Raw genomic sequence first — 14213 nt, 5'->3', positions numbered from 1 at the left:
CGCCGGGGCCTCCCGCATCCGCCGCCATCGTGCGCAGCGCCCGGGAGGTCAGGTCGGGACCGTCCGGCGGTGCTGCAGGCGCTGCGGTGCTGCAGGCGCTGAGCTGCGGTCAGGCGCTGCGCTGCTGCAGGCGCTGAGCTGCGGTCAGGCGCTGCGCTGCTGCAGGCGCTGCGCTGCGGTCAGGCAGACGGTGCGGCCTCGAACAGCGTCGTCCCGGACACCGAGAACGCCTCGGCGGTGGCGTAGTCGACCGCACCGACGACCTTGCCCGCCGAACGCAGGTCGGACTCGGCGTCGCGGACCAGCGCGAGGTCGGCCTCCGGGCCGTTCATCGTGGTGGCCGAGACCTCCGTGCGCATGCCGACCTTGGCCTCGGACTTGGCACGGCGGACCCCGGCCAGGGCCTGACCGACGACCTCCAGCATCCGCGGGTCACCGCCCTCGGCGCCGGCAGCCACCTCGTCGACCGTCGGCCACGCGGCGGTGTGCACCGAGTCGGTGTGCCACCAGGACCAGACCTCCTCCGTGGCAAAGGAGATGACCGGCGCGAGCAGGCGCAGGAGCACGTCGAGCGCGACCTGCAGCGCGGCGCGGGCGGACTCGACCTGGCCGCGGTCGAGTGACTCGTCGGACCCGTAGGCGCGCTCCTTGACCAGTTCGAGGTAGTCGTCGCAGAAGGTCCAGAAGAAGGACTCGGTGGCATCCAGGGCCTTGGAGTAGTCGTAGCCCTCGTAGGCCTCGGTGGCCGCCCCGATGACCGCTGCCAGCCCGGCGAGCATCGCCCGGTCCAGTGGCTCGGTGACCCGCCCAACCAGCACCGTGAGCTCCTCGGGCATCGGCGCGGGTGCGTCGTCGGCCAGCTCGTGCTGACTCATGCCGAGCGCGAACTTGCTCGCGTTGAGGATCTTGATGGCCAGCCGTCGACCGACCTTGATCTGCGCGGCGTCGTCAATGGTGTCCACGCCAGGACGGGCAGCTGCCGCCCAGTAGCGGACCGCATCGGTGCCATTGGCCTCCAGCATGCCCAGCGGCGTGGTGGCGTTGCCCTTCGACTTCGACATCTTCTTGCGGTCCGGGTCCAGGATCCAGCCGTTGACATAGGCGTCGGTCCACGGCACCGAGTCGTGCTCGAGGTGTGCCCGCACGACGGTCGCGAACAGCCAGGTCCTGATGATGTCGTGGCCCTGGGGACGCATGTCGAACGGGAAGACCTTGGCGAACAGCTCGCTGTCGTTGCCCAGCTCACCATCGGCCCGACCGCCCACCGGCCACCCGGCAGCGATCTGGGGGGACAGCGACGACGTCGCCCAGGTGTCCATGACGTCCGGGTCGCCGGTGAAGCCGTCGGGCTGGTCGCGCTGGTCCTGCGTGTAGCCCTCCGGCGCGTCGGACATCGGGTCGATCGGCAGGCGGGACTCGTCGGGGGTCAGCACCGTGTCGTAGTCGATCTCACCCTCGGCGTCGACGGCATACCAGACCGGAAACTGCACACCGAAGAAGCGCTGCCGGCTGACCAGCCAGTCCCCATTGAGTCCCTCGACCCAGTTCTTGTAGCGCGAGCGCATGAACGCGGGGTGGAAGTCGATCTGGTCACCCCGACCGATCAGGTCCTGACGCAGGTCAACGTCCTTGCCGCCGTTACGGATATACCACTGCCGACTCGTGACGATCTCCAGCGGCTTGTCACCCTTTTCAAAGAAGTTGGCCTTGCGCTGGGTGGCCTTCGGCTCTCCGTCCAGGTCGCCCGAGGCGCGCAGCGCCTCGACGACGGCCGCACGAGCACTGAAGGTGGTCTTGCCAGCCAGCTCGCCGGCATACAGCTCCTCGCCGGGGCCGCCGGCCAGCCACTGCGGGGTCTCACCCTGGAAGCGACCATTGCGGCCGATGACCGAGCGGGTCGGCAGGGACAGTTCGCGCCACCAGGTGACGTCGGTCAGGTCACCGAAGGTGCAGCACATCGCGATGCCGGCACCCTTGTCCATCTCGGCCATCGGGTGGGCCAGGACCGGGATCTCGACCCCGAACAGCGGCGAGCGGACCGTGGTCCCGAACAGTGCGGCATACCGCTCGTCGTCGGGGTGGGCGATTAGCGCGACCACCGACGGGATCAGCTCGGGTCGGGTGGTCTCGATGTAGGTCGGCCCATCAGCCCCGTGGAAGGCCACCCGGTGGTAGTGGCCCGGGTAGTCGCGGGCCTCGAGCTCGGCCTGGGCGACAGCGGTCTGGAAGGTGATGTCCCACAGGCCGGGGGCCTCGGACTGGTAGGCCTCGCCGCGCGCGAGGTTGCGCAGGAAGGCCTGCTGAGCGACGGCGCGGGAACGGTCGTCGATGGTGCGGTACTGCACATTCCAGTCCAGGCTCAGGCCCAGACGGCGGAAGGTGTCCTCGAAGGTCTTCTCATCCAGGACGGTGAGCTCCTCGCAGAGTTCGATGAAGTTGGCCCGACCGATCGGGACCTGGTTGGCCGCCTTGGACGACTTGGTGTCGCCACCCTGCTGGGGAGGGGTGAAGTCGGGGTCGTGCGGCAGGGTCGCGTCACCGCGCACGCCGTAATAGTTCTGGACGCGGCGCTCGGTGGGCAGGCCGTTGTCGTCCCAGCCGATGGGATAAAAGATGTGCTTGCCAGTCATCCGGTGATAGCGCGCCAGGCAGTCGGCCTGGGTGTAGCCGAAGACGTGACCGACGTGCAGGCTGCCGCTCGCGGTCGGCGGGGGAGTGTCGATCGCGAAGATCTGGGAACGATCAGCCGCCAGGGCGGCCTCCCGGTCGAACGCGTAGGTGTCCTGCTCGCGCCATACGGCTGCCCACTTCTCCTCCAGACCGTCGACGGACGGCTTGGCCGGCAGGGTCACCGGGGTCAGGTTGGTGGTGCGTGGGTCGTGAGAGGTCATGAGTGGCATTGTCCCATCCTCAACGGGCACGTCTGCACAGGGTTTCTCCCCGCCTGACCGGGTCATCCTTTGGCAAAGTCTGGCTCCAGCGGTTGCTGTCTGGCCTCAGCAGGAGTTCCCTTGCCTCATGGTTCACGTGCCCCAGATCCTGCTCCGATCCACCGAGGTCGAGAGCAGCGGTGTCCTCAGCGACATCGAAACGGCCGTGAACAGTGCCTTCAAGCCGCTGGCGGACTTCCTGACGGATGTCGTCTTCTTCACGATCCCCGGCTGGCCTGACGGTCCTCCCTTCGTCATCCTGTGGCTCATCGTGGGAGCGGCCTTCTGCACCATCTACTTCGGCTTCGTGCAGATCCGAGGGTGGCGGACAGCCTTTGACGTGGTCCGCGGCAAGTTCAGTTCGCCCGATGACCCGGGGGAGGTGACGCACTTCCAGGCGTTCGCCTCGGCGCTCTCGGGCACGGTGGGACTGGGCAATATCGCCGGTGTGGCGATCGCCGTCGCGATCGGCGGTCCGGGAGCAACGTTCTGGATGATCCTGGCGGGCCTGCTCGGGATGGCCACCAAGTTTGCCGAGTGCACGCTGGGGGTCATGTATCGGCAGATCAACGAGGACGGGACGGTCTCGGGTGGTCCCTTTAAATATCTGCCGGTGGCCTTCGCCCGCTTCGGACGACTGCCAGCCAGTGCCCTCACCGGGATCTATGCCGTGGCGATCCTGTTCTTCGGGGTCGCCGGGGGCAATATGTTCCAGGCCAACCAGACCTACATGCAGGCAGTCGAGGTCACCGGCAAGGCGGACAGCCCGCTCGCCGGGGACGGGGCGGGACTGATCTTCGGGCTCATCCTGGCCGCGCTGGTGGCCCTGGTCATCATCGGCGGCATCCGCTCCATCGCGCGGGTCACGGACAAGTTGGTCCCGGCCATGGCGATCCTCTACGTGGTGTGCTGCCTCACGGTCCTGGTCGTCAACGCCGGACACATCCCTTCGGCGATTACCGGGATCTTCGAGGGCGCCTTCAACCCCAGCGGCGTGGCCGGTGGTGTGGTCGGCGTGATGATCATCGGCATGCAGCGCGCGGCCTTCTCCAACGAGGCAGGTCTGGGCTCAGCGGCCATCGCGCACTCGGCGGTCAAGACCCGTCGCCCGGTCTCGGAGGGCTTCGTCGCGCTGCTCGAGCCGTTCGTGGACACCGTGATCATCTGCACCATGACCGCCCTGACGATCGTGGTGGCCGACACCGCGATCTATGCGCAGACCCGCGAGCAGGTCGCCGCGGGGGAGTCCCCGGAGGTCAACGGTGTGCTGCTGACCTCGGACGCCTTCGAGTCGGTCGTCTCCTGGTTTCCGCTGCTGCTGGCCATCGCCGTGGCGCTCTTCGCGTTCAGCACCCTGATCACCTGGTCCTACTACGGGCTCAAGGCCTGGGAGCACCTCTTTGGTCGCTCGCGGGTCTCCGAGATCATCTACAAGAGCGTGTTCTGCACCTTCACCGCGCTCGGGTGCGTGCTGACCCTCAAGCAGGTCGTCAACCTGGCCGACTCGGCCCTGTTCATCTGTGCGTTCGTCAACATCCTGGCGCTCTACATCCTGGTGCCCGTGATCAAGGTGGAGATGCGGCAGTACCTCGCCGACCGCAAGAGCGGCGAGCTGCTCAAGCTGGGGTCCGACTGACCTGTTTTTGGAGGGGTTTCGCAGGCTCCTCACGCATTTTTGGAGAGGTTTCGCAGGCTCCCCACGCATTTTGGCGAGGTTTGGTATGCCGCCAAGCGGGGTTACTCCGCCATCTTGCGGAACTCGATGAGCTCGCCGCGCGAGGAGAAGCGCTCGCAGATCGTCCGCAGGCCAGGCTCGTCGTCGCTGCGGATCAGGTAGAAGCCGACGATCTGTTCCACCGACTCGGTGAACGGACCGTCGGTGACCAGTGCCCCTCCCGTGCCATCAGGCCTCATGGAGGTGGCCTGGGCGGACGGCTCGAGCGGACCGACCGCCAGGATCTCGTGGCCGCCCTCGGCGAGGTCCTCGTGGAAGATGCCGTGCGAGCGCATGCCGTGCTCGTGGGCCTCTGGGGGGAGCTGGGCCCACTCAGCCTCGGGGGCGGGAAGCAGAATCAGGTAGCGGCTCATCTGGGGTGTCCTCTCGGCGTGCTGGCCGCGGGGTGCGACCTCACCACCATGACGTAGGGATCGGTCGCGAATCGACAGCGACGCCGGATGTCGGTGCGCCGAGGCCGCAGCGGTGGCTGGGGGTCGCGCCGCTGCGGCAATGAATCCAAGTCATGCGAAGATCTATGAGATAATCAAAAATGTGAAGAATACGAACGGTGTCGGAACGCTGACCGAGCAGGTGTATGCGGGGATCCGCTCCGACATCCTGTCTGGACGACACACCCCTGGATCGCCGCTCCGACTGAGCCCGCTGGCAAAGCAGTTCGATGTCAGCACTGCCGTCGTGCGTGAGGCGCTGATTCGCCTGGCGGAGCGGCACCTCCTCGTGCTCGCGCCCAACCAGGGCTTCCGCGTCGTCGAGATCTCCCGCCAGGACCTCGTGGACCTGACCCAGATGCGGATCCTGCTTGAGGGGCTGGCTCTGGAGCAGTCCATCGAACAGGGCGACATGGCCTGGGAGGCAGGAGTGGTGTCCACCCACCATGTCCTCGCCCGGACTCCATTCTTGAGCAAGGACAGTCCCGGCTCCACAGATGAGTGGGCCGTCGCGCACAACGACTTCCATGTGGCGCTGGGTGTTGGATGTGGCAACCGTCGCCTCGTCCAGCTGACCGATCTGCTGCGGGACAGCTCTGAGCTCTATCGACAGATGTCTGCGAAGGCTCCCGCGGAGGAGTCGCGCGACGTGGCGGCAGAGCACCGGGAGCTCATGGAGCTGACCGTCGCACGTCAGAGCAAGGAGGCGGTCGCGTCGCTGGCCAGGCACTTCCAGCGCACGACCGACCTCGTGCTCGAGCACGTCCTCGTCGACTAGAGACGTCCCGCGCCCTCGTCGGACTGAGGCTTCACGCGCATTCTCAGAGCTCCACGACGAGCTTGCCCGTGTTCGTCCCGGCATACAGCATCGCGATCGCGCCGGGAGCCGACTCGAGTCCGTCGAGGATGTGCTCCCGGTAGGTCAGGGCGCCAGAGCGCACCATCTCCGCGAGCTGTTCGACCGCCTCGGGGAGGGCGTCGAGGTGGTCGAAGGCAAGGAAGCCCTCGATGCGGGCGCGCTGGGTCAAGACGATCCGCTCCGTGCGCGGGCCCGTCGGCCACGGGTCCCACGAGGAGATGGCAGCGGTCCCGCACACCAGGACCGAGGAGTGGGTGGTCAGCCGCTGGAGCACGGCATCCGTGATCGGACCGGAGGTGTTGTCGAAGTAGTGGTCCACCCCGTCCGGGGTGGCCTGGGCCAGGTCGTTCACGAAGGTCTCGGAACGGTAGTCGAGCCCCACGTCGAACCCGTACTCGTCGACGCACCAGCGTGCCTTCTCCGGACCGCCGGCGATCCCGATGGTGCGGCAGCCCTCGGCGGCCGCGAGCTGACCCACCGCCGAGCCGACTGCTCCGGCGGCGCTGGACACCACCACCGTTGATCCCGGGCGGGGGCGGAGCACCCGGTGCACGCCCGCCCAGGCGGTCAGGCCGTTGAGGCCGAGCGCCCCGAGTGCCAACGAGCGGGGCAGATCGTCCTCGCGCACCCTGCGCCACACGGCATCCGGAGTGACGACGGCCAGCTCCTGCCAGCCGAACATGCCCATCACGATCTCCCCGGGGCGGAAGTCAGGGTGCTGGGAGGCGACGATCTCGCCGACGGCGAAGGAGCGCATGACCTCGCCGATCGCCACTGGCTCGGAGTAGTTGGCCGTGGCGCTCACCCAGCCGCGCATTGCGGGATCGACCGACAGGTGACTGTTGTGGACGAGGAGCTGTCCGTCGGCCAGGGCCGGGACATCTGCCTCCTCGATCGCGAAGTGCTCCGCCTGCGGGATTGCTGCAGGTCGCGCTCGTAGGACGACCTGTCTGCTGGTCTGTTTCGACATGAGACTCCCTCTCAGATAGATCTGTGAAACATCTCACCTATGCGAGATTTTCGCAAATCTCTTGACATGACGATCATCTACCCCATAGTCTGCAGTGCAGAGGCCCGGCGATGTTGCCCGGCCTGGCCCCCGCACGCGGAACGGAGAGATCCGAGGGTCCGCGCCTTTCACAGGAGAGAGTCCGACATGGCCGAGAAGTCGATGTACGCCACCAACGCCAAGCCGCGCCCCATCACGGTGCCCAAGCTGCATCACGCCACCTTCATGACCCTGGACATCGACCCCATGGTCAAGTGGTACGAGCAGGTCTGCGGGATGCAGCCGGTCTACTACGCCGAGCACGCCGCCTGGCTCACCAACGACGAGGCCAACCACCGCATCGCCCTGCTGCGACTGCCCGGCACCAAGGTGCCGGTCGACAAGCCGCACACCGCCGGTCTGCACCACACGGCCTTTGAGTACGACAACTTCGACCAGTGGCTGGACAACTACGTGCGGCTGCGCGAGCAGGGCATCGTCCCGCACGTCAACCTGCACCACGGCATGACGATGTCGATGTACTACGTGGACCCGGACGGCAACGGTGTGGAGATCCAGGTCGACGTCTGGGGTGACTGGCTGAAGTCCTAGGAGTGGATGTGGGCCTCCCAGGAGTTTGCCGCGGACCAGATCGGCCCGCAGTTCGACCCGGAGAAGCTCGTCGAGGCGCGCCGCTCGGGCATGTCGGTGGACGAGATCCAAAAGCGCACCTACGCCCGTGAGTTCCCGCCGGCGCAGGAGGCTGACGTCCGGTTCCCCGACGTCTGGGCCTCCCGTGTCGAGGCCGAGCCGGAGCTGGCTGGCGGGGTCGATGAGGGTGCCGAGGGCACCCTGCCGACCCACTGACCGGGCACGACCGAGACCTAAAACCTGACTACGAGAGAGACGAGAAACGATGAGACTGGCAAACCTGGCGGGCCGCGCGGTGCTTCTGCAGGACGGCAGGGCGCTGGACGTCGAGCGCGCCTCCGACGGCCGATTCGGCCCCGACCCGATGACCCCCTGGGCAGACTGGGCGGCCTTCACCGAGTGGGCCGCGGGTGTCGACTACGCCAACGCGGAAGGTTATGACGAGTCTGACCTGGGCGCGCCGATCCCCTTCCCGCGTCAGGTCTTCGCGATCGGCCTCAACTACAAGGACCACGCCGATGAGGCCGAGATGGCCTACCCGGAGAACATCGTCGTCTTCACCAAGTACCAGTCGTCCCTGGCCGGCCCCACCGCCGAGGTGAAGGTGCCGGGGGAGACCCTGGACTGGGAGGCTGAGCTCGTCGTCGTGGTCGGCGAGCAGATCCACGACGTGGACGAGGACGCGGCCCAGGCCGCCATCGCCGGCTACAGCGTCGGCCAGGACTTCAGCGAGCGCACCGTGCAGCGCCGTCCTCCGGCGCCGCAGTTCAGCCTCGGCAAGTCCTTCCCGGCGTTCGGCCCGTTCGGGCCAGCCGTGGTGACCCCGAACGAGATCGAGGATCCCGCGAACCTGTCCATCACCTGCGTGATCGAGGGGCCCACCGGGCTCGCCCAGTCGAATGGTGCCGGCGCCTGGACCGCGCAGGACGGCAACACCAAGGACATGATCTTCTCCTCGGCACGCATCCTGTCCGACCTGTCCAAGGTGGTCACCCTCTATCCGGGTGACATCGTCTTCACCGGCACCCCGGCCGGGGTCGGCATGCCCCAGGGGATCGCGCTGCAGCCCGGTGACGTCGTCACCACGACCATCGAGGGTCTCGGGGCCCTCCGCAACCCGATGGTCTGATCCACCCACCCGTCCCATCGGCCGGGCACTCGTCCACGGTGTCCAGTGGGCAGGGCCCGGCCGGGATAAACCCGAGAGCTCGGTCCACGACCGAGCACCCACGCCAAGGCGGCGCCGCCACCTTCGGCATACCAGCAGGAGGCAGTTGTGCGCCGAACCAGCAAGACGTTCATCACGTGCGCCGTGACCGGTTCCATCCATACCCCGACGATGTCGGACTACCTGCCCGTCACGCCGCAGGAGATCGGTGACCAGGCGATCGACGCGGCGCAGGCAGGTGCAGCGATCCTGCACCTGCACGCCCGTGACCCGCAGGACGGTCGTCCCAGCCCTGCCCCGGCAGTTTTTGAGCAGTTCCTGCCGCGGATCCACGAGCAGACCGACGCCATCATCAACATCACCACCGGTGGCAGCACCGCGATGACCGTCCAGGAGCGGCTGGCCGCCGCCCTGCGCTTCGAGCCGGAGCTCGCCTCCCTCAACATGGGCTCGATCAACTTCGTCTTCAGCGGGGCCGCTGCCAAGTTCGACACCTGGAAGCATGACTGGGAGAAGGACTACCTGCTGGGCAGCGAGGACCGGATCTTCGCCAACACCTTCCGCCAGATCGAGTACACCCTGCGTGAGCTCGGCGAGGAGCGCGGCACCCGCTTTGAGTTCGAGTGCTACGACGTCGGGCACCTCTACACCCTGGCCCACTTCGTCGACCGCGGACTGGTCAAGCCCCCCTTCATGGTCCAGTCGATCTTCGGGATCCTCGGCGGGATCGGCGCCGACCACGACAACCTCACCCACATGGTCACTGTGGCTGACCGACTCTTCGGTGACGACTACATCCTCTCCGCCTTCGCCGCCGGTCGGCACCAGATGGAGTTCGTGACCCACGCGGCACTCCTCGGCGGACAGGTCCGCGTGGGCCTCGAAGACAGCCTCTCGATCGCCCGCGGCGAGCGGGCCACGAGCAACGCGCAGCAGGTCGAGAAGGTCGCCGGCATCCTGCAGTCCCTGGGCCACGAGCTGGCCGGCCCCGACGAGGTGCGCGACATCCTCGCCCTCAAGGGCAAGTCCGCAGTCAAGATCTGAACATCACCCCCGCACCCCTAACCACCAGCACTCTGCTGAATCCTTGAGGAGATCCCCATGACCGAGCCTGTCGAGGTCGATGTCGTCGTTGTCGGGTACGGCCCTGTCGGGCAGTTCCTGAGCCTGCAGCTGGCCCGCAAGGGTTGGACCGTCGCCGCGGTCGAGCGCTGGCCCAGCTTCTATCCGCTGCCTCGTGCGGTGCACCTCGACGACGAGGTCGCGCGGCTGCTGCAGTGGGCGGGCATCCGACCGGACACCAACCCGGTGATCGAGCCTTATGACAACCACTACACCTGGCGCAACGCGGACATGGAGGACCTGCTCCGCATCGACTGGCGGGGGATGGGCCGGTCCGGATGGCCCAACGCCAACTTCTTCCACCAGCCCGACCTGGAGCGCGAGCTGCACAAGCTGGTCCAGGCTGAGGACAATGTCCAGGTCTTCCACGGCTGGCAGGTGGTGGACACGGCCGAGGACGCTGACGGCGTCACCCTCACCGCACACCAGATGCAGGAGTCGGCCACCCTGGACCCCAGCGTCACCAAGACCTTCCGCGGTCGGTATGTCGTGGGTGCGGACGGCGCGAACAGCTTCGTCCGCAGTCAGATGGGCGTGGGTGTCCAGGACCTTGGCTTCAAGTTCGACTGGCTGATCGTCGACGTCGTCCCGGACGAGCCGATGACCTTTGACCCGCCCGCGTGGCAGTGGTGCAACCCGACCAACCCCACGACCATCGTCCCGGGGGGTCCCGGCCGCCGCCGGTGGGAGTTCATGCGGATGCCCAGCGAGACCATCGAGGAGATGAACACCGAGGAGTACGCCTGGCGGCGGGTCTCCGAGTGGGGCCTGACTCCGGACAACGCCAAGCTGGAGAAGCACGCGGTCTACACCTTCCGGGCGCAGTGGGCCGACACCTGGCGCAAGGGTCGGATGGTGCTGGCCGGCGACGCCGCCCACCTCATGCCGCCGTTCGCCGGTCAGGGCATGTGTGCCGGGATCCGAGACGGAGCGAACCTGACCTGGCGCCTGGACCGGGTGCTCTCCGGTGCCTCGCCGGACTCGCTGCTGGACACCTACGGCACCGAGCGCACCACGCACGTGCGCTACTTCATCAACTTCTCGATGGGCCTGGGCAACGTCATCTGCATCTCTGACGCCGAGGCCGCAGCAGGACGGGACGCCGGGATGAGGGCGGCCCTGGAGGACCCGAGCCTGGCGCCCGAGCCGGAGGCCCCGCCGCACCTGGAGAACGGCGTCCTGGGCTTCCACCCCGCCACTGGCTACCTCACCCCGCAGGGTCGGGTGTCCGACGGCACCACCACTGCCCTCCTCGACGACGTGCGCGGCTATGGCTGGACGGTCCTGAGCACGCGGCCCGAGGTCGCTGACGCGATCAGCCCCGACATCAAGGCCTGGGCAGAGGAGAACAGTGTCAGGGTCCTCACGGTCGGGGCCGAGGGCCTGGACCTGCAGGACGTGGACGGCACCTACAAGGAGTGGTTCGCCGAGCTGGAGACCGAGGTCGCGGTGATCCGGCCGGACTTCTACCTCTATGACGCGGTCCCGCTCGCCGGCCTGGACCAGACCCTGAACCTGCTGCGGGAGCAGCTCGCCGGGGCAGCCAAGCCTGCGGCCGTGACCGGGTGACCGTGGCTGGTCACGCACCCGGTGGCGACTCGACCACCTGGCAGGCCGTTCACCGGGCGTTGTGCGACTACCTCGACGCCGTCGACGGTGGTGACTTCGACCGGCTGGCCGAGCTCATGGAGCACGCCACGGTGATCCTCCCCAGCGGCAGGATCACCGGTGGGCCGGCAATCCGTGAGGTGTACGAGCGGATCCAGCCGGTTCCCGACGAGGACGGCCGGCGCAGGACCAAACATCACCTGACCAACCTGGTCGTCTCCGAGCCGGGGGAGGACGGGTCGGTGGTCGCCGACGCGTACTACCTGGTGCTCGAGTCCGGACCCGACGGCCCCAGGGTCCAGAAGACCGGTCGGTTCCGAGACTGGCTGACCAGCCAGCAGGACGGCTGGGTCATCCAGGAGCACCGGGTGCTGCTGGACTTCTGAACCGGCACAACGCCATCGCGCCGCTGGCCGGACATCCGGGACCTGCTCCGGGTGCATGACATCGTGCTGCCGGACATCGGTGCGTCCGCTCCGGACAAACTCTTCCCGGCATGGACCCGTTCCTCGTCTTCGAGGATGACCGGGGTCAGGGTCACCGCCACCCTCGTGAAGCACCCGCCGGTGTTCCCTTCCTTCGGTTTTCGGTGTGAGACCGAGGACGGCTCGGTCGTCTTCTCCGGCGACACCACGGTCAGCGAGAACCTCATGCGTCTCGCCTCGGGGGCGGACGTCCTGGTGCACGAGGTCATCAACGTGGACGTTCTCGACGGTCTCGTGCCGCCGAAGATCATCGCCCACCTGCTCGAGTCGCACACCAACGTCGACGACGTTGGGGCCGTGGCGGAGTCTGCGGGCGTCGGCACGCTCGTCCTCAATCACCTGGTGCCCGGTGACCCGGCCGAGGTCAACGACGGCCAGTGGCGCCGTCGTGCCCAGCGTGGCTTCTCCGGCAAGGTTGTCGTCGGACGTGACCTGATGACGGTCGGGGTTGGCAAGCGTCGGCGCTGACGCGTCGGCGCCGAGCTGTCCCAGCCATGGTGCTCCCCGCACGTACGTGGTTTGGCCACGGCGAGCGATGCGGCTCCCGTCAGCACGGCGAGCGATGCGACCGGATGGGCGCCGTGAGATGTCCAGGCACACGCATCGCGCCCCTTTTGTCGCATGGCCTCCCGGCAGCGACCTCGGCAGGCGGTGGCATCACCTCAGGGGCACGTGGTCACGATGCGCGGTGGCGGGCCGCGCATGACGAACAACCACCGGCAACGGCTCTCGCCGGCCGACTCGGCGAGGCCAGAGGCAGGTGGTGACGTCGGCGGGGGTGGGTGAGGACCACCGCCTCAGCCGAAGACGCGGCCGGGATTCATGATGCCGAGCGGGTCGAAGAGCGCCTTGAGTGCCCGCTGGCGGGCGACCTCGGCCGCGCCCAGCTCCCGCTCCAGCCAGGGCGCCTTGAGTGTGCCCACTCCGTGCTCGCCGGTCAGGGTGCCACCGAGGGACCACGCCGCCTCCACGACCTCGCCGAAGGCTGCCTGGGCCGCCGCGACCTGTGCCGCGTCGTCCTGATCGAAGAAGAAGCAGGGGTGCAGGTTGCCGTCCCCGGCGTGGCCACTGCAGGTCGCCTCGAGGCCCTGTCGGGTGGCGATCTCGTGCACGGCACGGACGAGGTCGCCGAGCCGTCCGACCGGCACGCACACGTCCTCGATCAGCCGTGACCCGCGCGCCTCGAGGGCCGGGTTGAGCGCGCGGCGTCCCTCCATCAGCAGGTCCGCCTCGGCCCGGTCGTCGGCGACAGCCACGTCGGTGGCGCCCGCGGAGGTGAGGGCGTCGGCATACGCCATCACGTCCTCGTGGGCGTGACCGACCCGGTCGGACTGGACCAGCAGCACGCCCTCGGCGCCCGCGGGGAAGCCGTAGTCCCCGTAGTCCTGGATGGCCGCGACGCTCGGCCCGTCCAGCAGCTCGATCAGGCTGGGGGTGTGCCGCTGCTCGCGCAGGGCGGTGACGCCGGCGAGGGTGGCCTCCAGGGTGTCGAAGACGGCCAGCACGGTCAGCGGCGGGTCCGGGGCGGGGATCAACCGGAGCACGGCCTCGGTCACCACCCCGAGCGTGCCCTCCGATCCCACGAACAGCCCGGTCAGGTCATAGCCGGTGACGCCCTTGGCCGTCCGCCGCCCGGTGCGCATGACCTCGCCACCCGCGAGGACTACCTCCAGGCCGCGGACGTAGTCGGCCGTCACGCCATATTTCACGCAGCACAGCCCGCCGGCGTTCGTGGCGATGTTGCCGCCGATCGTGCAGGATCCGGAACTGGCCGGGTCTGGGGGATAGGCGAGGCCGTATGCCGTCAGCTGGCTCTTGAGGTCACCGTTGACTACACCGGGTCCCACGACCGCGATCCGTTCGACCGGGTCGACCTCCACCTGGTTGATCGCCTCCGTGTTGAGCACGATGCCGCCCTCGAGCGCGACAGCCGCCCCGGTTGTAGCTGTGCGGGCGCCTTGGGTGACGACGGGGGTCCGGTGCGCCGCGGCATACTGCAGGACCTCGACCACGTCTGCGCGGTCCCGCGCCCGCACCACTGTGAACGCCTCCGGCGCGACGGCACCGGGGCTATGGTCCACGCCGTAGGTGCGGGCCACGTCGGGGTCGGTGACGACCCGGTCCGGCAGGCTGCTGTCCATTGCGTCCACACCTCCACTACACACCACCTCGGTGGGGGGCACGAGGTCGGATCCGGTCTCAGCCTTCTGGCACCGTATTCCACTGTGCAGGGTTG

At 68.0% G+C, this 14213-nt stretch carries 13 protein-coding genes; 9 read left to right on the top strand and 4 right to left on the bottom strand.

Features of this window, described 5'->3' with window-relative positions:
- Nucleotides 1-179 precede the first annotated feature (179 nt).
- Complete coding sequence (gene valS, locus FNH13_RS14275; protein ID WP_143784039.1) at nt 180-2891, bottom strand: valine--tRNA ligase; 2712 nt, start codon at nt 2889-2891, stop codon at nt 180-182.
- Nucleotides 2892-3018: 127 nt separating this feature from the next.
- Between valS and FNH13_RS14270 the strand changes: the two genes are divergently transcribed.
- Nucleotides 3019-4566 carry an alanine/glycine:cation symporter family protein gene (locus FNH13_RS14270; RefSeq protein ID WP_143784038.1) on the top strand — a complete coding sequence of 516 codons (1548 nt, stop codon included), beginning with the start codon at nt 3019-3021 and terminating at the stop codon, nt 4564-4566.
- Between the two features lie 101 nt (nt 4567-4667).
- Here the strand turns inward: FNH13_RS14270 and FNH13_RS14265 are convergent, their stop codons facing one another.
- Nucleotides 4668-5018: a YciI family protein gene (locus tag FNH13_RS14265; protein WP_143784037.1), complete on the bottom strand. Its 351-nt coding sequence runs from the start codon at nt 5016-5018 to the stop codon at nt 4668-4670.
- Nucleotides 5019-5199: 181 nt separating this feature from the next.
- Here FNH13_RS14265 and FNH13_RS14260 point away from each other — a divergent pair, with 181 nt between their 5' ends.
- On the top strand, nt 5200-5874 hold the full coding sequence (locus tag FNH13_RS14260; protein WP_165700127.1) for a GntR family transcriptional regulator: 675 nt from the start codon (nt 5200-5202) through the stop codon (nt 5872-5874).
- Between the two features lie 43 nt (nt 5875-5917).
- On the opposite strand, the gene FNH13_RS14255 is transcribed toward FNH13_RS14260, so the two are convergent.
- Entirely contained in the window at nt 5918-6925 is a 1008-nt protein-coding gene (locus FNH13_RS14255) for an NADP-dependent oxidoreductase (protein WP_143784035.1), read from the bottom strand.
- Nucleotides 6926-7111: 186 nt separating this feature from the next.
- Between FNH13_RS14255 and FNH13_RS19325 the strand changes: the two genes are divergently transcribed.
- From FNH13_RS19325 to FNH13_RS14225, 7 genes are all read left to right on the top strand, one after another.
- Nucleotides 7112-7555 carry a VOC family protein gene (locus FNH13_RS19325; protein WP_202878788.1) on the top strand — a complete coding sequence of 148 codons (444 nt, stop codon included), beginning with the start codon at nt 7112-7114 and terminating at the stop codon, nt 7553-7555.
- Between the two features lie 6 nt (nt 7556-7561).
- Nucleotides 7562-7810, top strand: coding sequence for a hypothetical protein (locus tag FNH13_RS19320; protein WP_202878787.1), 249 nt, complete (start codon nt 7562-7564; stop codon nt 7808-7810).
- Nucleotides 7811-7859: 49 nt separating this feature from the next.
- Entirely contained in the window at nt 7860-8723 is an 864-nt protein-coding gene (locus FNH13_RS14245; RefSeq protein ID WP_143784034.1) for a fumarylacetoacetate hydrolase family protein, read from the top strand.
- A 147-nt stretch (nt 8724-8870) separates the two neighbouring features.
- Nucleotides 8871-9806, top strand: coding sequence for a BKACE family enzyme (locus FNH13_RS14240; protein ID WP_143784033.1), 936 nt, complete (start codon nt 8871-8873; stop codon nt 9804-9806).
- A 57-nt stretch (nt 9807-9863) separates the two neighbouring features.
- A complete protein-coding gene (gene mhpA / locus FNH13_RS14235; protein ID WP_143784032.1) occupies nt 9864-11453 on the top strand; it encodes a bifunctional 3-(3-hydroxy-phenyl)propionate/3-hydroxycinnamic acid hydroxylase MhpA in 1590 nt (529 codons plus the stop codon).
- A 2-nt stretch (nt 11454-11455) separates the two neighbouring features.
- The gene (locus tag FNH13_RS14230; RefSeq protein WP_165700126.1) at nt 11456-11878 is read left to right on the top strand and encodes a nuclear transport factor 2 family protein; all 423 of its coding nucleotides are present in this window, start codon (nt 11456-11458) and stop codon (nt 11876-11878) included.
- Between the two features lie 135 nt (nt 11879-12013).
- Complete coding sequence (locus tag FNH13_RS14225; RefSeq protein ID WP_143784030.1) at nt 12014-12445, top strand: MBL fold metallo-hydrolase; 432 nt, start codon at nt 12014-12016, stop codon at nt 12443-12445.
- Between the two features lie 329 nt (nt 12446-12774).
- Here the strand turns inward: FNH13_RS14225 and FNH13_RS14220 are convergent, their stop codons facing one another.
- A complete protein-coding gene (locus tag FNH13_RS14220) occupies nt 12775-14118 on the bottom strand; it encodes an FAD-binding oxidoreductase (RefSeq protein WP_143784029.1) in 1344 nt (447 codons plus the stop codon).
- Between the last annotated feature and the right edge of the window lie 95 nt (nt 14119-14213).

The sequence above is a fragment of the Ornithinimicrobium ciconiae genome (assembly GCF_007197575.1).
Taxonomy (GTDB): Bacteria; Actinomycetota; Actinomycetes; order Actinomycetales; family Dermatophilaceae; genus Ornithinicoccus; species Ornithinicoccus ciconiae.
Note: the sequence above shows the minus strand (reverse complement) of the source record. Positions and strands in the feature narration are given on the sequence as shown.